Annotated in this window: 22 protein-coding genes; 7 read left to right on the top strand and 15 right to left on the bottom strand. The window is 50.6% G+C overall.

Features of this window, described 5'->3' with window-relative positions; genetic code table 11:
- Positions 1-3: 3 nt before the first annotated feature.
- The 7 genes from EYB31_RS29355 to EYB31_RS29325 form a co-directional block, all read right to left on the bottom strand.
- On the bottom strand, positions 4-894 hold the full coding sequence (locus EYB31_RS29355; RefSeq protein WP_131017068.1) for an ABC transporter permease: 891 nt from the start codon (positions 892-894) through the stop codon (positions 4-6).
- 252 nt (positions 895-1146) lie between these two features.
- A complete protein-coding gene (locus EYB31_RS29350) occupies positions 1147-3459 on the bottom strand; it encodes a helix-turn-helix domain-containing protein (RefSeq protein ID WP_131017043.1) in 2313 nt (770 codons plus the stop codon).
- Positions 3460-3557: 98 nt separating this feature from the next.
- A complete protein-coding gene (locus tag EYB31_RS29345; RefSeq protein ID WP_240762987.1) occupies positions 3558-4322 on the bottom strand; it encodes a sulfite exporter TauE/SafE family protein in 765 nt (254 codons plus the stop codon).
- A 292-nt stretch (positions 4323-4614) separates the two neighbouring features.
- Positions 4615-6078 (bottom strand): MDR family MFS transporter, encoded by a 1464-nt coding sequence (locus EYB31_RS29340; RefSeq protein WP_131017042.1) that lies wholly within the window; start codon positions 6076-6078, stop codon positions 4615-4617.
- A 157-nt stretch (positions 6079-6235) separates the two neighbouring features.
- Complete coding sequence (locus EYB31_RS29335) at positions 6236-6844, bottom strand: DedA family protein (protein WP_131017041.1); 609 nt, start codon at positions 6842-6844, stop codon at positions 6236-6238.
- Positions 6845-7011: 167 nt separating this feature from the next.
- The gene (locus EYB31_RS29330) at positions 7012-8811 is read right to left on the bottom strand and encodes an ATP-binding cassette domain-containing protein (protein WP_131017040.1); all 1800 of its coding nucleotides are present in this window, start codon (positions 8809-8811) and stop codon (positions 7012-7014) included.
- Positions 8808-9635, bottom strand: coding sequence for an energy-coupling factor ABC transporter ATP-binding protein (locus tag EYB31_RS29325; RefSeq protein WP_131017039.1), 828 nt, complete (start codon positions 9633-9635; stop codon positions 8808-8810). Before EYB31_RS29325 ends, EYB31_RS29330 begins: the two co-directional genes overlap by 4 nt.
- 84 nt (positions 9636-9719) lie before the next feature.
- Here EYB31_RS29325 and EYB31_RS29320 point away from each other — a divergent pair, with 84 nt between their 5' ends.
- Positions 9720-10289 carry a biotin transporter BioY gene (locus EYB31_RS29320; RefSeq protein ID WP_131017038.1) on the top strand — a complete coding sequence of 190 codons (570 nt, stop codon included), beginning with the start codon at positions 9720-9722 and terminating at the stop codon, positions 10287-10289.
- Positions 10290-10441: 152 nt separating this feature from the next.
- On the opposite strand, the gene fumC is transcribed toward EYB31_RS29320, so the two are convergent.
- Positions 10442-11842 carry a class II fumarate hydratase gene (gene fumC, locus EYB31_RS29315; RefSeq protein WP_131017037.1) on the bottom strand — a complete coding sequence of 467 codons (1401 nt, stop codon included), beginning with the start codon at positions 11840-11842 and terminating at the stop codon, positions 10442-10444.
- 166 nt (positions 11843-12008) lie between these two features.
- On the opposite strand from fumC, the gene EYB31_RS29310 reads away from it, so the two are divergent.
- A complete protein-coding gene (locus tag EYB31_RS29310) occupies positions 12009-12344 on the top strand; it encodes an ArsR/SmtB family transcription factor (RefSeq protein WP_131017036.1) in 336 nt (111 codons plus the stop codon).
- Between the two features lie 104 nt (positions 12345-12448).
- Positions 12449-12982, top strand: a complete 534-nt coding sequence (locus EYB31_RS29305) for an SRPBCC family protein (protein ID WP_131017035.1) — start codon at positions 12449-12451, stop codon at positions 12980-12982.
- Between the two features lie 339 nt (positions 12983-13321).
- On the opposite strand, the gene EYB31_RS29300 is transcribed toward EYB31_RS29305, so the two are convergent.
- The 3 genes from EYB31_RS29300 to EYB31_RS29290 are packed head-to-tail and all read right to left on the bottom strand — an operon-like array spanning position 13322 to position 16632.
- Positions 13322-14185: a transglutaminase family protein gene (locus tag EYB31_RS29300; protein ID WP_131017034.1), complete on the bottom strand. Its 864-nt coding sequence runs from the start codon at positions 14183-14185 to the stop codon at positions 13322-13324.
- Positions 14182-15129 carry an alpha-E domain-containing protein gene (locus tag EYB31_RS29295; protein WP_131017033.1) on the bottom strand — a complete coding sequence of 316 codons (948 nt, stop codon included), beginning with the start codon at positions 15127-15129 and terminating at the stop codon, positions 14182-14184. Before EYB31_RS29295 ends, EYB31_RS29300 begins: the two co-directional genes overlap by 4 nt.
- Before the next feature lie 42 nt (positions 15130-15171).
- On the bottom strand, positions 15172-16632 hold the full coding sequence (locus tag EYB31_RS29290) for a circularly permuted type 2 ATP-grasp protein (protein ID WP_131017032.1): 1461 nt from the start codon (positions 16630-16632) through the stop codon (positions 15172-15174).
- Between the two features lie 331 nt (positions 16633-16963).
- Between EYB31_RS29290 and EYB31_RS29285 the strand changes: the two genes are divergently transcribed.
- Positions 16964-18322 carry an MFS transporter gene (locus EYB31_RS29285; RefSeq protein ID WP_131017031.1) on the top strand — a complete coding sequence of 453 codons (1359 nt, stop codon included), beginning with the start codon at positions 16964-16966 and terminating at the stop codon, positions 18320-18322.
- Between the two features lie 372 nt (positions 18323-18694).
- Here the strand turns inward: EYB31_RS29285 and infC are convergent, their stop codons facing one another.
- Positions 18695-19162, bottom strand: a complete 468-nt coding sequence (gene infC / locus EYB31_RS29280; protein WP_131017030.1) for a translation initiation factor IF-3 — start codon at positions 19160-19162, stop codon at positions 18695-18697.
- Between the two features lie 99 nt (positions 19163-19261).
- Here infC and EYB31_RS29275 point away from each other — a divergent pair, with 99 nt between their 5' ends.
- On the top strand, positions 19262-19849 hold the full coding sequence (locus EYB31_RS29275; RefSeq protein ID WP_131017029.1) for a GNAT family N-acetyltransferase: 588 nt from the start codon (positions 19262-19264) through the stop codon (positions 19847-19849).
- A 56-nt stretch (positions 19850-19905) separates the two neighbouring features.
- On the opposite strand, the gene EYB31_RS29270 is transcribed toward EYB31_RS29275, so the two are convergent.
- Positions 19906-20103, bottom strand: a complete 198-nt coding sequence (locus EYB31_RS29270; protein ID WP_131017028.1) for a hypothetical protein — start codon at positions 20101-20103, stop codon at positions 19906-19908.
- Positions 20104-20344: 241 nt separating this feature from the next.
- On the opposite strand from EYB31_RS29270, the gene EYB31_RS29265 reads away from it, so the two are divergent.
- The gene (locus EYB31_RS29265) at positions 20345-20662 is read left to right on the top strand and encodes a hypothetical protein (protein WP_131017027.1); all 318 of its coding nucleotides are present in this window, start codon (positions 20345-20347) and stop codon (positions 20660-20662) included.
- Between the two features lie 189 nt (positions 20663-20851).
- Here the strand turns inward: EYB31_RS29265 and EYB31_RS29260 are convergent, their stop codons facing one another.
- Positions 20852-21178, bottom strand: coding sequence for a winged helix-turn-helix transcriptional regulator (locus EYB31_RS29260; protein WP_131017026.1), 327 nt, complete (start codon positions 21176-21178; stop codon positions 20852-20854).
- A 126-nt stretch (positions 21179-21304) separates the two neighbouring features.
- On the opposite strand from EYB31_RS29260, the gene EYB31_RS29255 reads away from it, so the two are divergent.
- Positions 21305-21943 carry an NADPH-dependent F420 reductase gene (locus EYB31_RS29255; protein ID WP_131017025.1) on the top strand — a complete coding sequence of 213 codons (639 nt, stop codon included), beginning with the start codon at positions 21305-21307 and terminating at the stop codon, positions 21941-21943.
- A gap of 184 nt (positions 21944-22127) precedes the next feature.
- Here EYB31_RS29255 and EYB31_RS29250 read toward each other — a convergent pair whose 3' ends face one another.
- Positions 22128-22880, bottom strand: coding sequence for a glycerophosphodiester phosphodiesterase (locus EYB31_RS29250; protein WP_131017024.1), 753 nt, complete (start codon positions 22878-22880; stop codon positions 22128-22130).
- Positions 22881-22921: the final 41 nt, after the last annotated feature.

The raw sequence follows: 22921 nt of genomic DNA, 5'->3' as shown, positions 1-22921 counted from the left end.
CATTTACCATAAGCTCGCCTGCTTTGTTTTTTGGGCGATTTTGTTGACGGCAAGCAGAAGAATCAGATTGATCACCGATTTAAACAGCCCGATTGCCGACGAGTAAGAATAGTTTAATGCGGCCGATGCCAAGCCCACCTTGTACACATAGGTGTCTATGACCTCGGACGTTCTGATGTTCAGCGGATTTTGCATCAGCAGCACTTTTTCGAAACCGATATCCAGCATATGCCCTGTGTTCATAATGAGCATGATGATGGCGATTGGCATAATGCCGGGTAAATCGATATGCCACATACGCTGTATTTTGGACGCGCCGTCCACAACCGCGGCTTCATGCAAGGACGGGTCGATACTTGAAAGCGCTGCCAAATAGATGATGCAGGAGAATCCGACGCTTTGCCAAATACCCGACCAGACGTAAATCGATTTGAAATACTCGGGCACACCCATAAAATTAATTGCCGGGAAACCGAGCAATTTCATGACGGAGTTGACGATCCCGGTTCTTGGATCCAGCATCTCGAAAATAATGCCCACCATGACCACCACGGAAATAAAGTGAGGCGCGTAGGTAATGAGCTGCACGGACTTTTTGAACAATTTGTTTTTCACGTAGTTGAGGCTGAGCGCAAGAATAATCGGGAACGGGAACCCTGCAACCAAGCTGTACACGCTTAGCACAATGGTGTTGATCAGCAGCCGCCAAAACTCGTACGAGTTAAAAAAGCGGATAAAATGCCTGAAGCCCACCCATTCGCTGCCCCATATTCCTTTGGTGACGATAAAGTTTTTGAAGGCGATCTGCGAACCGTACATAGGAACGTATTTAAAAATGATGATGTACACAAGAGGAAGCGCAATCAGCGCATACAAGCGCCACACTTTCCGCATCTTCTTCACCGGCGCCGGCAGTCGGCCGACCGCCTTGGCCCCTTCCGCTTTGAGCGCGGATACCTGGTTAAGCGTTTCCAACAAATCACCCCCTGAAAGTCGAATCGCGAAAATTGTTTTCACAGTTGTCTGAATTAACGATAATCTTGGAACCCGCGAAAGTAAATGTGAAAGCCTGCATATCGATATGCAGGCTTTCAGAATGACCATGTGCAATTGTACTGAGCATATGCAATCCTAAAGAATGCGCTTTCAAAATGCCTTTAGATCGCGGAACGCCGTCGTGCTGACCCCATTAATACGCTTAAAAGCACGGCAAAACGTATTGGATGAGCTATACCCTACCTGCTGGGCAATTTCATAAACCGGCATATCCGTTTTGGCTAACAGCTCTTTGGCTTGAGACATCCGCAATTGCTCCAAATAATCGGAGAAATTGACTCCCGTCTGTTCCTTGAAAAATTGCGATAAATACCCTTTGGAAATATCCATTCTCTCCGCCACCGAATCGAGGCATAACCCGGCATCCGTGTACGACAGATGCAGCAGCTCGACGATATTGTTCAACAGCTGCACATTTTGGCTCTTTTTGTGCTCGTTAACTATGGCGCACATGTTACGGTATGCGGCAACCAGCGACTTGTAGTTTTTCTCCAAGTGGGCATAAGAACTCATTTCGCCATGGAACGGCTTAATATGCTCCAACACGCCTTCGTCAGCGGTCAACTGCGGCATCAATTTCACGAGCGTACCCCACATTTCGTTCATAAAAAGCTGCAGCATCGGCACCGATAAGCTTCGTTCCTCGAAATTGACCCTGTACAATTCGTTCAGCAGCGTTTCCACCGCTTCGATCTCACCGGCTTTAGCCAGGTTGCTGAGCCTCAGTTCAAGATCCGACGGATAATAATAACCGTTATGCCCTTTGGGCAGCTCGTCAAACCGCATCATGCCGTCCTTGTTTCGCCACTGCAAATACTCCAGCGTCTGCTTGGATTCCTCGTAGGAACGCGATACGTTCGGAAGTCCCTCATACATGCCCCCGACGGCAAAACGGACCGAAATATTCAAGCGGCTGTAGATGCTGCCGTCAATCCGGCCGAGCATATCCTGCAAATAAGCCTCATGCTCCTGCCGCGCGGCGGCGTCAGCGCTGAACAATAACGCAATCTGATCCTGAGCCACATCGTGCAAGTAGCAGCTTCCTTCCAGTTCCTCGCGCAATATATCTTTAACCATAATACGCTTGACGTCCAGTTCCTCCAGCAAGATCAGGTCAAATCCGTCGCCGTACGTTCTTAGTTGCAAAATCACGACGACAAACATATCCCCTTGCGCTTCAATGCCCGCATGCTGCAGCAGAATAGGAACGTCCTTCTGCGGCATGTATTCGCCTTTCAGCAGCCGCTCGATCAGGGCGGCCTGCAGCAGCGGAGCTTGTTTCTTCACTTTATCCTGGAGCTCCCGGTTATTGTCGATCAGCCGGGCCACCGAATCGCGAATAAAACGATACACATCCGAAGCCGGATAAGGGCTTCCTTCGGTGCGCTCAACAATCGTTTCCATAATCGTACGGATCGGACGGCTGTTCCGATAAGCGATGAAATACACGATGACAAGACTTAAGGCGAGGAAAATAAATGCCATGGTAAAGGTTACTTTTTTGATATACAGCACCTTGCCAAGCACGACATGCTCCGGCTGGGCCACCAGGAACGTCCATCCGTTGTAGCTGGAAGTCGTGTAGGTCACCATCATGTTCATCTTCCCGATTTGCTGCATCTGGCTGCCCTGCTTGCCGCGCAGCCGGCTGAGGTCAATCCAATCGGAAAGAGCGCCCTCCACGGAGGAACTGATGATGGTTCCCGTTTCATCGATGATATAAGCCCATCCGCCGCCGGATAGATCGAGTCCGCCAAGCAGTTTTTGAATTTCCCGGTTATCTACCGTAATAACGACAGCCCCTTGGGGGTAACCCGGGAATCCAAGCGATTGAATATACGTAAGCAGCGTCATCTTGCCACCCTTCGCCGTCACTTCTTCGGCAGGCAGCACCATCCGGTGATAAAAATCGCCGATCAGCAAGCTTTTCAGGCTTTGCGTATCCCGCGTCTTATACTTGAACCCGGAAAAAAAATCGGCGAACTTATACGTGGAATCTTCCGTAAATACAAGTTCGCTGTTTTTATAAAAAAGAAAATAGTTGTATATAAAATTGTTCGTCAAGCTGTAGTTGTGGATGCTTTTGCGGGTTTCCAGCACCCGGTACGTATTGGTCCCGACAAACGGCTCCGTAATGTTCTGGAACTGCATAATCCGCGTATCGTTAACGAGCTGCATCGCCATGGACGATACTTCCGCAAACCTGCGGTCGAGAATGTCCCGGGTCTGCTGCAGCAAATTCATGTTGTTTGACGTCACTTCCCGCTCCACTTCATGCAGCGTCATATAATAAAGAACCCCTCCAACAAGAAGGGGGAACAGCAGAAACAACACGTTAGGGATCAGCAACCGCAAAAAAACACGGTGGCTGTTCGTCATGCTTCGCGAGACGACTCTCCACATACGGCTCCCTCCCAGCCCAATCTTGATTTCATTGTAAATGAGAACAATCAGGCAGACAAGGGAAAATATGGTCGAATCTTGTCAAACACGAAGCGAATTTAGATAAGCTTAAAACCGCTGATGAGGATTAAGCTGGCAATGACGGAACGAAGCAGTTTGGTCGGCGCCTTCGACGACAACATGCTGCCGAGCAGCACGCCGGGAATGGAGCCGAGCAGCAGATTCAGCGCAAGCATGTAATCGACATTGCCAAGTCCGGCGTGGAGCAGTCCGGCTACCGTCGCCAGCAAAAAAGCGTGAGCGATATCCGTGCCGACGAGTTTTGAAGCGCTCATCTGAAACAAATACATCAGTGCGATCGCAAATAACGATCCGGAACCGATGGATGTTAGCCCAACGATAAATCCGAGAACGGCACCGATGGCGATGGTCAGCCCCTTTTTTTGCTCAAGCGGCTTTGCTTGCCAGCGGTTTCCGCTCAGCTTGTGGTCGAAAAACACCTTTACGATTGTAGCAATCGCCACTAATATCAGTACATAACCAAGCGCATGTTTAATCAGTGTTTCTTGATTGTGATAGTAGGAATTAAAAGTATGCAAAAGCGCAATGGAAACAACAACCCCCGGCAAGCTGCCCATGGCCAAATACTTCGTTAACTTGAAGTCGATTGTTTTTTGCCGCCAATGCTGAATGGTTCCGAAAAATTTGGTCACTGAATTGTACAGAAGATCCGTCCCAACTGCAATCGAAGGATTGATGCCGGCCAAAACGAGGATTGGCGTCAGCAGCGAAGCGCCCCCAACACCCGTCAAACCGACCATAAAACCGACAAATAAACCCATGGCTGCTATTCCTAAGCTCACCGTTAACCACACCTGTCATTTTTAATTCATATTAATTCAATCGGATTTATAAATTTTAAATCATATCCAGGCTTTTTGTAAAGTCAATTTTTTTCAAATTCAACTAGAACCGGCTTCTTGCTTGGTGCTCCATACATATGCAAAAAAGCGCGCGCTGTTGCTTGACGGGATTCCATCGTCGGGTAAAACAAAAAGAGGCGGAACCTGCTCCGCCTCAATATGTGTTGTTCTTGCAGCGCTCACTTTTTCAGTAGCCACGCTGTGACCGAGACAAGGTTTATACCGAGATTTCTTAAGACGTCGGTTTCGCTTGCCCTTGGGATCGTTTAATGAAAAACGCCAGAACAAGCGCCAGCACCGCAAAGCCAAGTCCATAAAGAAAGGCGTTGTGGACGCCGGATACCATCGCTTTGGCCATTTCCACCGGCGCTTTCGGATCGGACGATTGCGCCAAATATTTGCTTTGTCCCGTTGTCATGATGCCAATGAAGAAGGCCACGCCAATCGCTCCCGCCACCTGCTGCAGCGTGTTCAAAATCGCCGTGCCGTGAGGATAATAGCGCTGCGGGAGCTGGTTTAAGCCGTTTGTTTGCGTTGGCATCATAATCATCGAGATGGCGATCATAATGCAGATATGCAGCACAAGAAACGTTGCTTTTGAAGTATCCAGGTTCACCCGCGTAAAAAACCACATAATGACGACCAGAAACACCGTTCCCGGAATGACCAGCGCACGCGGGCCGAATTTATCGAACAGCTTGCCCGTCAGCGGGGAAATCAGTCCGTTAAGCAGACTTCCCGGCAGCATCAGCAGCCCGGACGCAAAAACGGTCATGCCTAAAGCGCCTTGGAACAGAAACGGAAGCAGCGACATCGTGGAGAACAATGTCATCATCATGATGATAAGCAGAATGGCGGTCACCGTGAACATCGGATAAGCAAACGCCCTCAGATCCATCAGCGGTTCTTTGACGCGGAGCTGGCGCATCACAAACAGCAGAAGCGCGATTGCTCCGATTAAGATGGTGCCGTATACCCGGAATCCCCCGTCAGCCCCGCCGGAGCTGCTGAAGCCGTAAACGATGCCTCCGAACCCGATCGTCGACAGAACGATCGATACGACATCCACTTTGGGCTTGGTCGGCTGGGAAACGTTTTTTAAATAAATAGAAGCAAACACGATCGAAAAAACCGCAAACGGCAGCACGAGATAAAACAGCCAACGCCACTGCAGCGACTGCAAAATAAGTCCCGATAACGTCGGTCCGATGGCCGGCGCAAACATAATGACAAGACCGATCGTGCCCATGGCACCGCCGCGCTTTTCCGGCGGGTACAACACAAGAATCGTGTTCATCATGACCGGCAGCATCAGGCCCGTACCGGCCGCTTGCAGCAAACGTCCAAGCAGCAGAAAAGCAAAATGCGGCGCAGTTCCGCAAACCAGCGTTCCCAGGGTAAACAAGATCATCGCGCCTAGAAACATCTGCCGGGTCGTAAACCATTGAACGAGCAGCGCGGATGACGGCACAAGCACGCCAACAACCAGCATATAACCGGTAGCCAGCCATTGCAGCGTCGGCGCCGTAACGCCCAATTCGATCATCAGTTCCGGGAATGCCACGTTCAGCAGCGTTTCGTTAAGTATCGAGAAAAAAGCGCCGATCATCAGCGAAATCAAAATCGGCATCCGCTTTACATGTTCCAAAGATTCCGTTCCGCCTCCGGCTGCTGCAGCATGTTCGTTAACAGTCATCAAGTTCCTCCTAAGAGCTTTCCGTAGGAAAGCTCACTTCGTAAGGGCGACGGCACGTTTGCCTACAGAAAACCTTGTCCGTCCCGCGGCTCCTAACTAGCATCTGCATGCCGATGATTTTTTAACCATGTTTGCGTCCCAAATCCCTTTGCAGGATTCACGAGGAACGCGGGCGGATCAGCCATCTAACGAGAAATAAACCGACGAGCACACATCCCAGGCCGATAAACAAATATTTTAAATAGGTTTCCACAAGCAGAAAAACCGACTGCCATTGTTCCCCGAATACGTACCCGATGGCAAAAAACGCGGTCACCCAAATCAACGTACCCAAATAAGCGTAAATGACAACCGCGCGGAACGGCACACGAATCATGCCGATGAAATAACCGATAAATTGCCGAATCCCCGGGATAAAAAAACTGAACAGCAGCATCGTGTTGCCGTATTTATCGTAGTACCGCCGCACTTTTTGAACATGTTCAGGCTTAATCGAAAGCCATTTGCCGTATTTCTCCACCAGCGGCATCCCGATTTGATAGCCGATAGCGTAGGTGATCGTCACCCCAAGCAGCGCTCCCGTCAGGGCAGCCAGAAAGGCGGGCAGCAGTAACAACACGCCTTTGTAGGACAAGTAACCGGTATATGTCAAAGTGCTGTTGCCCGGAGGGATAGGCAGCGCAATGAAATCAAGCGGCAACCCGATCAATAACACCAAATATCCGAATTTGGCAAACAACTGCTCGACCACATGCAATAGATTCATAGTTTCTCCTTTCGAGATCAACCGCGCTCATGCCCATTATTTTTGAAGCAACACTTCTTTTCTTTAACGTATTTCCCGGCTTTTGGTTACATGAATCAAGACAGAAAATAACACCGATTCGCTAGAAACCGGTGTTATCGATAGTTTGTATGCACAAGCGAAGCGATTTATATTGGGATGCGGGACATAAAAAGCAAAATAACAAAAAGGATCAGCGCCGCGGCGATGGCATATCCGTCCGATATTGTGAATTTCAGCCGGAATGATAGGGTCCGGCTTGTTTCCTGACGGGCCACGCCTTTTGCTTCCAGCGCCGCCGTCATCCGTTCGCCGATCCGCAATAACGACAATAGAAACGGGACCGCCGTGGCGCGAAGCAGCCGCAACGGTACCGTGCCCTCGCGCACCGGGAGCTTGGCCCGAACAGCGGCCAGCTTTGCGAAGCGCCGCCATTCATTATGCAGCAGCGGGATAAAGCGGACGATCAGCGCCGCGGTCAAAGCAAACGCTTCGACTGGAAAGCCGATTCGCTTCAGCGGCTGCAGCATTTGCTCCAGCGCGCGCTGCAGCTTAAGCGGACTTCCGAGACGCAGCAGCGCCAGGCCAAGCAGCATCGCCATCACCAGCAGGCTGAGCTGAAAAAAAGTCGTTGCCGCTTGGTTCCAATTGAAACCGAGCCGCCCCTGATCGTAGGCGAATCCGGAAACAACAAACGCAAGCGCAATCATAAACGCAAAACCTTTGAGCGGTTGAAGCCAGACGGCCAGCGCCGTGCGCGAAACGATCAGCAGCAGCGCCGTTAGAGCGGCTCCAAGCAGCCAGCCGAGCCAATGGTTTTGAAGCAGCAGGCCAGCGGAGATCAGCGCATAAGACACCCACAGCGCACGCGGATCGCGGTACGACAACCACTGGGCGAAAGGCGCGGCTTTTGCAGTCGGGCCAGCCGAATTCGCTGTGGGCTCGGACTGAGCCATTGCGAGCGGCGCTGGGCTAGGCCTCGGCTCGGGCGACTCGCTGACCCTCTTCCCCGCCAGTTCGGCAACCTCGGGCTGAACCGCTGCGAGCGACACCCGGTTGTGCCCCGGTTCGGGCGACTCGGCGCCGCTCACCACAGCCACGCCGCCTGGCGCTAGCGTTGGCGACTGTGCCAGCAGCGCAAGGGCAACCTGACGCGGGTCGGTCTCCGCTTCGGCCAGCGCCCATCCCTTGCTTTGCAGCAGTCGGGCGGTCCGGCAGCTTTCGGGCATCTCCAGCCCTGCGGCGCAGGTTGGCTCCGGATGAGCATACCAATCGCCCAGCGTGCCACTCCACGCGATCGTCCGATTCGCGATCAGCGCGATTCGATCCGCTACGGAAAGCAGCAGCTCCGGGTCGTGCGTAACAACGACCACTCCTTTGCCGCGCTGCTTTTGCGCCGACAGCATGGCGCACAAAAGCTTTACACCTTCGGCATCGAGCCCCGCCGTCGGTTCGTCCAGCAGCAGCCAGTCAGGATTAGCGGCGGCGAGCAGCGCCGAAGCGATTCTGCGCTTTTGCCCGCCGCTGAATTGATACGGATCACGGATCAGCCAATCCGCATGTCCTCCCGCCGTCTCAAGCGCCTGAACCGCTTTTGGCTCGATCTCATCCGCTCTAAAGCGATAAGGCCGCAGCGTATATTGAAATTCTTCTCTCACCGTGGCCGCAAAAAATTGTTCTTCAGGAAACTGGAATGCGGTACCGCTTTGCAACAACACACGCACATCGGGTTTTCTTCCCGGCCACAGCGGCTCAGTTCCATATAACACTTGACCCGCCGCAGGCTTGCGCAGGCCGGAAAGCGCCTCAAGCAGAGTCGATTTGCCCGAGCCGTTGCGCCCCAGTACCAGCGTAATCTCGCCTGCGGCAAAGCGGTGTTCTACCGAAGAAAGCACCGGCTTGCTCCCCATATTTACGCTTAAGCCGGATACAATTATATCTTTAGTCATGATCCACTAACCGCCTCCGCCAGTTGCTCTTTCGTCAGCGGAAGCGTCGGAAGCTGTGCGCCAAGGTTCAGCAGTTCCTGCGCAACGCGCACCGGATAAGGCGGCTCGAAACCAAGCAATCGGCATGGGGTGTCTCCGCTGCTTCTCCCATCGGAGGACCCATAGAAAAATATCTCAGGCGGGCCGTCAAACACAATCGTTCCCGCCTGAAGTCCGATAATCCGGCTGCACTGCGTTACTTCCTCCATGTGCTGTGTCGACCAAACCACCGTTTTCCCGCTCTGGTGCTCACGCCGCGCCGCTTCCAGAACTTGCCGCCGCGACTCAGGATCCAGCATCGAGCAAGCTTCGTCGAACAACATGACCGGCGCATCTATAGCAAGACATCCGGCGACGGCGGCAAGCTGCTTTTGCCCTCCCGACAAACTCTCTATCCGGGCATGCATTGCATCGGCTAAACCAACCCGCCCCAGCATTTGCGCGGCGAGCCCAACAATCCGTTGCGGATCTTCGCCCTGCTGCTCCAAAGCAAAGACGACATCTTCCCACGGCGTTTCGCCAAAAAGCTGTTCCCCCGGATGCTGCATCACATAGGGCAGCGGCTTGCTGCCGAAAAAGCCCCGCCGGCAAATGTCCCGGTTTACCGTAAGCAGCCCCGCCAGGACGCGGATCAGCGTTGATTTACCGCTGCCGTTAGGACCGACAATGCCGATATATTCGCCTGGCGATATACTTAAGGAAAGATGCTGCAAAGCGGGAACCGCATTTTCCCCGCCAATATGTACTGTCAGTTCGGACAACTGCAAATCATTCGTAAAAACCATTTACTTTCACCCATAGTATGTTATAATGCCAATTGTTAACCTACATCGACAATATCAGGTTAACATTTGAACGGAGATGAGTCAATGACTTCTTATCGATTGCGTGGTATCGTATATTCCGCCCTTTTTGCCGCTTTGTTTATTGTATTGAGTTTTGTAAAAATTACATTGGGTTTCTCGCCTGTACCGGTGACGCTGGAAGGGTTCGCGTTGATGCTTGCGGGAGGCATGCTGGGAGCGCGCTACGGTTTTTACAGCATTGCCGCCGTTGTTGTTTTAACGCTGATCGGTCTGCCGCTGCTGCACGGCCAAGGAGGAATTCCGCTTGTGTTTGGCGCTACCGGCGGTTTTATTTGGATGTTTCCCGTGATGAGCTTTGTGATCGGCTTCGCTGCGGAGCGGATTAAAGGCGGCAAAGCGTTTACCTTTATCGCGATGTTTCTTGTCATGGAGATTGCTTCCCTGCTGCTCTACGTTACCGGTGTGCCGTGGCTTGCGCATGTGCTGCACATTTCCATGGAAAAGGCGCTTGCTTCCGGCTGCTACCCATACTTGATTCCCGATGCAATCAAAGCGCTGGCCGCAGCCGCTATCGTCACTTCTTTGCGCAAATACGCGCCGTCTTTCAAAAAAGAAACCAACGCATCCGCTTAAGATTGTGTCTTGGCCACAATGGTCATGGTACTTTTTTGAGAAAAGGACCGCAGTCTCCACTTTGCCGTGGAATCTGCGGTCCTTTCATTTGAAAATCGGAGCGTTTCTTAACGCGGCAAGCGCGCACTGAATCGCTCGGTAAACCGTTTGGATCAAGCGCGGGGAGCGATCATGTCCTCCGGTTTGACGAAAGCGTCGAATTGCTCGGCGGTAAGCAGCCCGGTGCGCAGCGCCGCCTCTTTTAAGGTAATGCCTTCCTTATGCGCCAGCTTGGCGATTTTCGCCGCATTTTCGTAACCGATGTGCGGATTCAGCGCCGTGACCAGCATCAACGATTGCTCCACATTGCGCCGAATCACGGCGAAATTCGGTTCGATCCCTTGGGCGCAGTGCCGATCGAACGAATCCATCGCATCCGCAAGCAGCCGGACGGAGTGCAAGAAGTTGTAAATAATGACGGGTTTGAATACGTTCAGCTGAAAGTTGCCTTGGCTCGCGGCAAAACCAATCGCCGCATCCGCGCCAAACACCTGGCAAGCGACCATCGTCAGCGCTTCGGATTGCGTAGGATTCACCTTACCCGGCATAATCGAGCTGCCCGGTTCATTTTCAGGAATTGTAATTTCGCCGATGCCGCTGCGTGGTCCGCTCGCCAAAAAACGCACGTCGTTGGCGATTTTCATCAGGTCGGCGGCCAGCGCCTTAAGTGCGCCGTGCGCAAAGACAAGCTGGTCGTGGCTGGTCAGCGCGTGGAACTTATTTTCAGCGGTAACAAAAGATTTGCCTGTCGCTTGGCTGATTTCTTCCGCCGTTCTGGCGCCAAATTCGGGATGAGCGTTTAATCCTGTGCCGACGGCCGTGCCGCCTACGGCAAGCTCGCGCAGCTTCTCGACCGTCTGCCTAATCATTCCCTCGGTCATCTCCAGCATGGCGCGCCAGCCGCCGATCTCTTGTCCCAGCGTTAACGGCGTCGCATCCTGCAGATGGGTTCTTCCGACTTTGACAATATCGGCAAACGCCTGCTCTTTGGCACGCAACGTCATCGTCAAATGCTCCAATGGAGGCAGCAGCCGATCCTCCAGCATCGTAACGGCGGCGATATGCATCGCGGTCGGGAATGTATCGTTGGAGCTTTGCGACTTATTAACGTCATCGTTCGGATGAACGCGCAGCTCGCTGCCTCCCGCTTCCAACAATTGATTGGCGCGGCGGGCAATCACCTCGTTGACGTTCATGTTTGTTTGCGTGCCGCTGCCGGTCTGCCATACGACAAGCGGAAAATGCTCGTCCCATGTGCCCTGCAGCACTTCGTCCGCTGCCGCTTCGATCGCTTCCGCTTTGGTCTTGTCGATTTTTCCAAGTCCCAGATTGGCCAGAGCCGCACACTTTTTCAGCAGCGCCAGCGCATGCACTACCTCAATTGGCATTTTGTCGCCGCTGATTTTGAAATGCTCCAAACTGCGCTGAGTCTGAGCACCCCACATTTTATCTGCGGACACTTTGATTTCACCCATCGAATCACGTTCGATCCGTTCATTGGATTCGTTAATCATCCTAACACCTCCATCATGTATTGGTTTCCTTTTTCACCATAAATTACACATGCCGCCGCGACATATTTCGAACTTTCATACACCCCTGGAATATTCCTTGACAGGAATATTCCATATGTAGTATATTTCGATTATGGGGTTAATTTAACTTGGAGTAGATACAGATATGAACGTGATGACATTAAGCGCTCTGGCGGAGCCAAACCGGCTGGATATAGTCGAGCTGCTGCGCGACGGCCCTTTGCCCGTCGGCGAGATCGCCTTCAAGCTTGAACTGGGCCAGCCTCAAACTTCCAAACATCTGAAGGTATTAAACGACGCCGGACTTGTCGAGATGCAGCCCGCCGCCAATAAACGCATTTACAAATTGCGGACAGAGCCGCTTCAGGAACTCGACCAATGGCTTCATTCCTTCCGCCTCATTTGGGAGGAAAAATTCGATAATCTCGAGGCCTATCTCTACAAGCTTCAGCAGCAGGAGAACGACAAAACCGGAAAGTAATGCGGAGTTCCCGGCAACATTCCCGCGGCTCACCGGCACACTCTGCTCTAAACCGCTTAATTTTATGATTCACTACAATTTCAAATATTGATCGGAGGATCAACATGACCGAAGCAAATGCAGCAAATCATCAAGCAGCAGATGCAGAAGCTGGCAAATTCGTATATACCAGAGTGCTGAACGCGCCGCGGGACCTCGTGTTTAAGGTATGGTCTGAAGTCGAACATTTAAAGCAATGGTGGGGTCCGACAGGTTTGGAAATCAGCTACGCGAAGCTCGACTTTCGGCCGGGCGGCTTTTTCCATTATAACATGCGATCTCCCGAAGGATTCGAAATGTGGGGCCGTTTCGAATATAAAGAAATTACGCCGCCTGAAAAAATCGTATTCGTCAACTCCTTCGCGAATGCTGAAGGCAATATTATCCGCGCGCCTTTCAGCACCGAGTTCCCGTTAGAGGTGCAAAATGTGCTGACCTTTACGGAGGATAACGGCAAAACGATCCTCACTTTGCGCGGAGGTCCAATCAACGCTTCCGAGGAAGAACACAACTTCTTCAAAGGCATGTTCGATTCGATGCAGCAAGGGTTTGGCGGCACATTCGATCAGCTTGCCGGTTATCTGGCACGTCTGCAATAAGCTGCATCCCGTATAAACAACCGTCAATATACAGCATATTTGCCATCCCGCTTGTCCGACAGCGTTTCCTACCCGGACTTATTGCGGGATGGTTTGCTTATGCCCAAACTCAAACGGGCGTTCATCCCACCCGTGTGCGAATTTCCGCAATTGCCGCCAAACGGCAGCGTCGCAAGCCGGACTAACGTAATAAACAGCCGCTGAACCGCCAAAACGAAAAAAGAGAACATCCCCAGTGCACAAAATGCACGGTTTTGCTCTCCTGTTCCGTTTTTATACCCTATGAGACTGCCTCCAATATCCGCCGTTTTCCCACCCTTCGTCATCGCCGGCGGACCACTATTCTTCCAGCCTGCGCACATCGACCTTGACTTCGAGCCGCTGCTTGCTCGTCCCACGGTATACGCCTTTTACCGGGACGATGTCGCGGTAATCTCTGCCGTGCCCCAACTTAACGTATCGCCAGCCGATTTCGGCTTTGTTCGTCGGATCGAAGCCAAGCCATCCCGTCCCGGGGATATGCACTTCCACCCATGCGTGCGAAGCTTGCTCAAAGTCGGCGCTGCCGCCCTGCAAATCGCCTACAAAATGGTACCCGCTCACATAACGTGCCGGAATGCCTTTGCTGCGGCATACGGCGATCATCAGATGCGCGTAATCCTGACAAACGCCGCGCCGCAGCCGCAGCGTCTCGCCTACCGTCGTATGAACGTCGGTAGCCGACGGATCGTACGTAAAATCGCCGTGTATGCCTTCGGACAGCAGTTTCGTCCATTCGTAAATGCCGTCCCCGCCAAAAGGATACTGCGAGGCATATTCGCGCACCACCAAGGAATTGTCCGTATACGGCGTCGGCAGCAAATATTCGATGTAACGGTTTTGCAGCTTTTCGTCCTCCAGCATTTCCAATTGACGCTCCAGCGATACGCGGGGCAGCTTGGCAATGTTGCTGTCCTGCGTAACGACAACCGCACTTGTCTTGATGACAAGTTCACGATGCTCGCGATTGATGGAGAATGAATGTACCCGGTTGCCGAAAAAATCTTCGTAAGTAAACATCGATGCGGCCGGCTCGATCAGCACTTCGGAATGGTAGCAGGATTGCCGGTAGTTGGTCCGCGGAGTCAAACGTATTTCATTGACACTGTCCCCCGCCGGTTCTTCGTATAAGTAACGCGTCGAATGCTGAATCTCGAGTTTCATGCGGTAGCCCCTTCCAGCTGAAAAAAGTTGGCCGCCATCGTCCTCCCCAGCTTGCCGCAATCGCTCAGCAAACCTTCGAGCAGTGTACTCACCTGCGGAATGGACATATCATCTCGTTCCAGGCAGGCCAGCTCAGCTTTAATTTTACCCGCTTGACGGCACACCTTCTCCTTGCGGGACGGAGGCGATGCCGAATCGATTTCTTCGAGATGACGGGCAAGGTGCGTAAACGAGTAATGAATCGAACGGGGGAACAGCGAGTTACCGATCAAAAACTCAAATATGTGCTCAACCGAAACGCCATCGGCATAATATTTCCGGAACGCCTGGTAACTGCTGACCGATTTCAGCACCGCCACCAAATAAGGATACGGCGTCGCCTGATCTTCATCGATCGCATTCATAACCGACTGCAAGATGCGGACCGTATTCTCCGACCGTTCCAAATATTTGCCGCTTTCCATAAAGTGCCATTCGCTTTCCCTCAGCATGACGGACTGCTGAATACCGTTAAACATCGCCGTCCGTTCCTTGATCTGCTTGTAGAACAAATTCGGCGATTCGGTTAATATATCGTCCACCTGTTTCTCCCCAAGCCACAAATAAAAAGCATTAAGCGACTCCCATAGCTCGCTCGGCAGCTTTTCGCGTAACGTCCGCAAGTTCGTGCGCGCTTGACTGACGCAGGAAAACAGCGAGTTGGGATACCCGCGGTCGAGCGTTATAAACGACAATACGTCTTTTTGCGTGAAACATTCGAATTGCGCCTCGTATTCCGCGCGCGCTCCAAGTGCATCGATCAACCTGGCCCATTTGAACTCCGCATTGTCGAAGTCGAGCTCATGCTGAATATGGTAATGGACATTAATCAGTCTTGCGTGGTTTTCGGCCCGCTCCATATATCGGCCAACCCAAAACAACGCCTCCGCATTCCGATTTAACATGGTCACCACAGCCCCTTTCCATGATAAAAACAATGTTCACCATCAAGCAAGCACCCACGTATCCTTGCATCCGCCGCCTTGCGAAGAGTTGACGATAAGCGAGCCTTCTCTCATCGCCACCCGGGTCAATCCGCCCGGAATCACGTGAATCGACTCGTCAGCTCCCATCAGAACAAATGCTCTTAAATCGATGTGCCGGGGCTGCATCTTCCCCTGCTGCATAATTGGGGCCCTGGAAAGCTGCACCGTCGGCTGCGCGATATAACGGTCCGGATACTGTAAAATCTGCTGCTTGAAGGCGGCAATTTCCTCATCGGTTGCAGTTGGCCCGATCAACATGCCGTAGCCGCCGGAGAGCGACGTCTCTTTAACTACCATTTCCGGCAATCTGCCCAGCACATACTCTCTTTCTTCCGGCCGGGAAAGCAGGTAAGTCGGCACATTTTTTAATATCGGCTCTTCGCCAAGATAGTAACGAATCATATCCGGAACGTAAATATACATTGCTTTGTCGTCGGAAACGCCGGTTCCCGGAGCATTGGCGATCGCCAGGTTACCTGCGCGGTAGGCATTCATAATCCCTGCGACACCAAGCAGCGAATTGGGGTCAAATGCCAGCGGATCGAGAAAATCGTCATCAATCCGGCGGTATAAAACGTCGATTTGTTTCAATCCGGTTAAGCTGCGCATATAAATCTTGTGATTCATCGCCACAAGATCGCGTCCCTCTACCAGATGAATACCCATTTGCTGTGCGAGAAAAGCATGTTCGTAATAAGCGGAATTGTATTCTCCCGGCGTCAGCAGCGCGATCACCGGCTCGGATTTACCGGAGGGCGATAAACTGCGGAGCGTAGTAAGAAACCGGTTCAAGCTGTGGTCGACGTCGCGAATGGAGTTGGTCAGGCTCAATTCCGGAAACAGCTCATTCATAATGGTCCTGCCCTTAAATAAATAAGAAAAGCCGGATGGAGAGCGCAAATTATCCTCCAATACATAATATTCACCGGAAACGTCACGTATTAAATCAATGCCTGAAGTCGTAATATAGGCATTGCCCGGCACTTGAACCCGCACCATCTCCGGTCTGAAATAACAGTTGGCCACAATCATCCGTCTAGGCACGATACCGTCCCTCACGATATTCTGATCGTGATACACATCGTGTACGAACCGGTTCAGCGCCTTCACTCTTTGCTCAAGCCCCTTTTCGAGATAAGCCCATTCGTCACTGGAGATGACGCGCGGAATCAGATCAAACGGAATGGTTCGCTCCAGCGGATACATCTGCTCCGGCTTATACAATGTAAAGGTGATGCCTTCCTCCATCATGCGGCGTTCCATCGATTTCTGCTTCGCGGCAAGCTCCGTGTCCCCCATACCGGAAAACCGCGAGTAGACGGATTCGTAATGCGGCCTGACAGACTGGCTTCCTCCGAACATCTCATCGAAGAAAGCATCCAATGAATAAGGCGCGCACGGTGTTTGTTTCATATTGCCCATACCCGAATCCCCTTTCTGCCACTTACATTAATGTAAGTATATATAACACAAAAACGAACAATCCAGCCAAATTTCACTTAATCTTTCGGTTATTTATATTGTTATCATATGCTTTTTGGATATTAGTGTCAATAATTATGTTTTTAATGTAATGTTAATGTTATATTATCTTCGAAATTTATGTGACCACCAATAGAACTCACTTTCTGCTCCCCATTCGCCGACTAAAGCTTTCCGTTATCGCAAAATACCGCTTGGAGAGAACAGCCGCATACGCTACAATATAGTCGTTAGGGAAAAATCTGGGCACAGCCATCAGGGTGAACATCCAATGAAAACCGAATACAAGTATCTCCGTGAAAATATCCGGAACAGTTTGTGGAACGGTATTGCCTGGTCGATCGGGTTTAACTTTGTCAATCCGTTCATCGGCGTGCTTGCCGCCCAATTGGGCGCTACCAACAGCGATTACGCATTGCTTTCCTCCATCCCGGCACTGCTGACCATTCTGCTTACGCTGCCCGCTTCTTTGGTGCTGGCCCGGTTTCGGAGACAAAAACGCATTGTCGGCGTCACGATTTTGGTGTGCCGGTTTTTTTATTTCTTATTAGTATTCGTTCCCTGGCTTGGATTTTCACAAGTGTCGGCATTAATTCTGCTCGTCGGTTTGTACAGCGCGACAAATATGATCATATCCGTCGCTTGGCAGGCCATGATGGGCGAAATCATCCCCGGCGAGTTCCGAAACCAGGTATTTTCCGGCAGAAATCTGTGGACGGGTTTTACCGGCATGGTGGTCGCATTTATCGCAGGCTGGGGCATAGACCGCTTTCCTTACCCTTTTGGGTATCAGCTTGCTTTTAGTATCGGTTTCCTCGCAGCGCTGGTCGAGGTATGGTATTTCCTCAAGCTGCGCATTCCCAGCGAAGAACAACAAGAAGATCAGCAAACAAACTCCATTACAGCGAACGGTCAAACCGAACCAAGTCGAGCCGGAACACATCGTTCCCAACCTGACAGGGGCAATTCCCCTCTTCGTTCGCTATGGAAGGGATTTATCTCGACATACAAACTAAATGTCAACGCCCCGTATTATCTTTTCTGTATCGCCGCCATCGTTTTTACTTTTACTTGGCAGGCGGCTTGGCCCGTATATTTAAAGGTCAAAGTGGATTTGCTGCACGCGACCAATACGATGATCAGCATCAATACAATTGCCGGCGCTATCGGCGCCTTGATCGGTTACCGGCTGTGGGCGCGCATCGCCGACCGCAAAGGAACGGCGTGGACCGTATTTTATTCGTCGTTTTCGCTGGCGCTCACCCCTTTTTGCTGGATTTTTGCGCCAAATATGATTTGGGTGAATTTATACGATTTTATCGGAGGTGTAGCTACCGCCGGTTTTCAGCAAGCCGTGTTTAACCGGCTGTTGGAGGTGACCCCGTCCGAGGGCAGGCAGAAGGCTTTGGCGGCCTATACGACGCTTTCCCAGGTTTCGGCCGTTTTCGCCCCCATTGCGGGCATGCAGCTTTTTTCCACTGTATCCTACGATCTTTGCATGTTTTTGATCGGGGGAGCGCGTATTCTTGGTTCCGTATGTTTCCTTGTGATTTTATCCCGGTTTATTGCCAAGCGGATAGCGGCCAATCATAGAAACCGTACCGCCCAGAACCCGCACGCCAATGTTTGAGGGCAATGTAAAGATGCGGCCCAGCAAGGGGACTTTGCGATAAAATAAGAGAAAGTGTCATGTGTGTAAGAAGGGATGGAATTTCGGCTTTTGTAACGAAGGGCCATGCAGTTGAAGCCTGCATGGCGTGGCGGTGTAGTATGGCGGCATACAAAAAGGGGCCGAACAAGCAGCAGGCGCGGCTTCTTGTTGTCGGATTTCCAATCGCTCTAATCAAGCCCGGGTATTTGAATGCGTTTGCATTAGGTTGTACCTAGACCTGGCCCCATTTGCAATTATCGCCAGATCCGGTTCATGAAAAGGAACCGACAGATGTGCCTGCTGACAACCACGGTAGCCTAGCAGAAGCTGCGCGGCTAACTCGAGATATGTTTACAGCGGGTCAAGCTGCACTGCGGCTTGTTTACCGCTCAACTGAATGCCGGTTTTCGGACGTCCACTTCCGCCCAATTGTTTAACGAGCGATTCCAGCAGCTCTTTCGCCCGCGCTCCCTCCTTGCCTTGGACGCGCACGACAAGCAGAACCGCATCGCCGGATTTTAAAATCCGCTCGGCCATCTGTTTCTTCGTATCCAGATCATGCTCTTCGATCTGCGGGGTGAGCCTGATTTCTTTCACCTTCGCCTCGCGTTGGCGGGTTTGCTGCGCTTCTTGCTTGGCTGCGCCTGCTCCGATCAATCTGCACGGCGGCGGGCTGCTCAACAGCGACATGCATACAAGGTCGACCTTCAGCTTTCTGGCCATGGCCAGCGCATCGGCCGTTTTGACGATTCCCAGCTCCTCTCCGTCGATTCCGGTTAAAAGCACCTCGGACGCTTTAATTTTCTCGTTGATTATCATTGTGAATACACCTGATCTTTCGTTATAGTTGAACCAATGTTTTGGAAGCCCGCTCCACTCCGGGTTTTCCTTGATGTTTTTTAGAGGAGGGAATGTACTATGGGCGATTGTCCCGTTTCAGAAAAAGTCATTTTCACGATTGACTGTAAGGATGTGATTCTAAGAGAATTCATCATGGCTGATTTAAATAGTTTTCATTCACTCACTTGGCAACCGGAAATCCATGAATATTTGCCCGGCTGGAACGTATCGAAAGAGCAACGAAAAGATTGGTTTATCAACTATGAAATTCCAGAGAACAAACGGTTTCTGGATGCTGTATCAAAAGGTAAAGATATGGGCGATCTCCGCCTTCGATTGGGAATTATTTTGAAAGAGACAGGAGAATTTATCGGTTGGTGTTGCTCAGGGCTGAAGGACGAATTACCATCGCCGAACCGGGAAATCATGTATGCAATCTCAAAAGATCATAGAGGAAAAGGCTATACAACCCAAGCCTCACAAGGAATGATTACTTATTTATTTGAGAATACGAATGTTGAGACGCTTAGTGCTATTGCTCTGTTAAACAACACTCCTTCAAATAGGGTAATACAAAAATGCGGTTTTAACTTTCAAGCCATCATCGAGATTGATAACAAACAATATAATTATTATAAACTTGATAAGAAGGATTGGATTAGGTAACCGCTAGAAAATCGTCGGGCGTACCTAAATACTACCATTATGACAATAATAAAAGGTTAATTAGCCGAATCCTTTAGCTCTGGATATTCTGCTTTTAGCTCATCCAACGAATCAAAGGTTTGTGTTTCAAACACAAACTTGGCAGGTTTCTTATCCGTCTTATTTTTAATGATATGACCGTAATACTTGCCGCTTTTCTCAAAGACAAACATTGTTTTATCGGGTTCCTTAAGAAGTGGGTATTTGCCTACCATAACTGCACCACCTGCAAGTTATATTTTACAATCCATATTCGCCAAGCCCCTCTATTCTCCTCCAAAGTAAATGAAAGTTTATGTTAGTGACGGCATCAAATTGTACTTTTCCCATTTCCCATGATGTTTGCTGGAGAAAAAAGACCCAAGGTTTTATACCCCTGGGTTCTACGTGAATGGACTTCAATAAAAGTTTTTCATATAATAAACCCATCTTACCGCAGCAGAAAGGGATATTTCAATGAGCAGAAAAGAAATGGAACAGCAAATTGTAGGAGGTTACGAACGGGACGAGCATATGATGATTCTTGTGTTCGCCCAGTGGTGCGTCAATCACGACCTCGATCCGCTCGAGCTGTACCGCCGGGCATATCCGGATCAGGATACAAATGAAGCTTTAATGCAAACGCTGGAACTCACGGTTCCGAAAGAAGAAGCTGGGACAATTCCCAACCAGACTTTGCTGGGCGTTTTATCATTGTTCGGCAACGAGGACCTCGCAATTGTCGTGACCGAAGAAATAAGCAAAAGCGCTGCGGCCAAACGCCAGAAAGGTTGATGGCGTTGCTTTTTCCCCGCAACGCCACGATGACTTCATCCATCTGTGCAGGTTCCAGTAAAAATGAACTCAGAAACCCGATTTAACGGGTTATGCGTACGAATCAGCGGCGGCCAGGCTTGGCAAATAAAGCCTTGGTCCGCCGCTGTTTTCTATTGAATAAACATGTCCCGTTAGAAAGCATTAATCTTATTTATCCGATAAGATGTATTTTTCGCCCCATTCGCTTATCTTATCGAGGAATACAATCATGGATCTCCCTGATGGCGTCAACATATATTCCACTTTTGGCCGAGGCTCTGGATACGATGTTCTGTTAATAATCCCGTCATGCTCAAGCTCTCGAAGCTGTTCCGTCAACATTTTTTTGGATATAGCAGGCAGATGCTGCAGCAAACCGCTGTAACGCACAGGTTTGTTATTTTTATACAAGTACCGGTATATCGGAATTTTCCATCTCCCGCTCAGCATCGATAATACAAGCTCTACCGGGCACTCATTGAGTCGGACAGGCATTCTCTCACCCCATTTTCACCAACCATGTCACTCCACATTATAAACGCATGTGCGGATACGAAAAAGTGCCTTATTGTTCGCAAACCGTGAAGATCATATAATCACTTTCGAGAGGAGAAGATGTAAATGAAAATCGGAATTCTTGGAGCGGGAAACGTCGGTAAAATTTTAGGAAAAGGATTAGTCAAGGCAGGTTATCGTGTTTTAATCAGCAGCCAGGACCCCCATCATCCGAAACACTTTTCCTGGAAACAAGAGATCGGCGAGTCAGGAGACGTTACCTCATTTGATGAAGCCGCACAGTTTGGCGAAATAATGATTGCCGCACTCCCGTGGTCCTGTTTGAAAGATGTGCTTGAAAGCATTCATCCCGCCTATCTGAAAAACAAAACGGTCGTTGATGTAAGCAATGCCGTACATTTCGACAACGGACTACGTTTGCTCCTTGACAATACATCAGCAGGGGAAATCGTCCAAGAACTCCTGCCGGAAAGCCAGGTTGTAAAAACACTCAATACGGTCAGCGACAAGATCATGATTCATCCGAATTTTAAAGAAGGTTCACCGGTCATGTTTATATCCGGGAACGATCATACATCCAAAGTTCATGTCAGATCGTTGCTTAAAGATCTTGGCTGGTCTACGATTGTTGACTTGGGTGACATCAGACAAAGCCGCCTGCAAGAATCAATCATGCTTGCGTGTGTGATTAGTGAGAATCAACTGCAATCACCGGGATCCGCCTTTGCTTTGTTAAGAAATTGAATTATTATTTCATAAGAGACAACTTTATGTTCCGAGTCCGATGATTTACGTTCATTTGCCCGTCAATTATGCTCCCTGCGAAAAAATGCTGCCGCACCTCGGTGCGGCAGCATTTCCTTATAAGTCGTGCAAACACAGGCGGTCTGCTTAACCATTTTTTCCACGCAAGCCCCAACCCGCCGAATTATTCCGGTACGCGGCTTTTCAAAATTTCGGCTAACGCAGGCACATTTTTGGTCGTGATGGAAGCGACGCCAAGCTCCATCATACGTTTCATCTCATCGGCGTCATTAACGGTCCATACATACACCGGAAGTCCGAGCGATGCGGCATGGGCGATCAATTCAGGCCGGCACAATGTGTATTTGATGTTGATGCCAAAGCAGCATGAAGCCAGCGCGTCTTCACAGGTTACTCGTACAGCTTCCATATAATCGCTTTCGTGCAACAAAAACAGCTGCTCGCTGGCGTTCAGCAGTTTTTTCAGCTGAGGGTAATGTTGCTGCAAATAAGCGGCACGCCGCGACTCAGCTCCGGAACAAAACACCTGGTCCAGCATATCCTCGCTTATCACCAGCTCAAATGTCGGAGCAATGCAGGCATCGTCCTTCAAATCGAGGTTTAACAGCTTGCCGCTTCTTTTGACTATCGGCAAAATTTCGGCCAGCGGCGTTATTCGGCTGACGCCACCGCCGTGAGAATCGATGATGTCGCAATTTTTGAGTTCCTCAAATCCGATCTCCGTCAGCTTGAAGCGTCCGCGGTCCGCCAATTCAACAACCAAATCGTGCTGCAGCACGGCAACCGGTTCCTTTGTTGCAGCGACGTCCACTTCCAGAACGTCCGCTCCGGCAGCAATCCCTGCTTCCAATGACACTAGAGAGTTCGCCGGCGTATTCATGCACCCTGTATGTGCGGTAATTAGTGGAAAAGTCATGATATAAGTCCCCTGTCTCGCTAAAATAGAAGCGCTCCGCG

Origin of the sequence: Paenibacillus thalictri, assembly GCF_004307995.1 — a bacterium.
Lineage (GTDB): Bacteria > Bacillota > Bacilli > Paenibacillales > NBRC-103111 > Paenibacillus_AF > Paenibacillus_AF thalictri.
The sequence above is the reverse complement of the archived record's forward strand: the minus strand, read 5'-3'. Positions and strand labels throughout refer to the sequence as shown.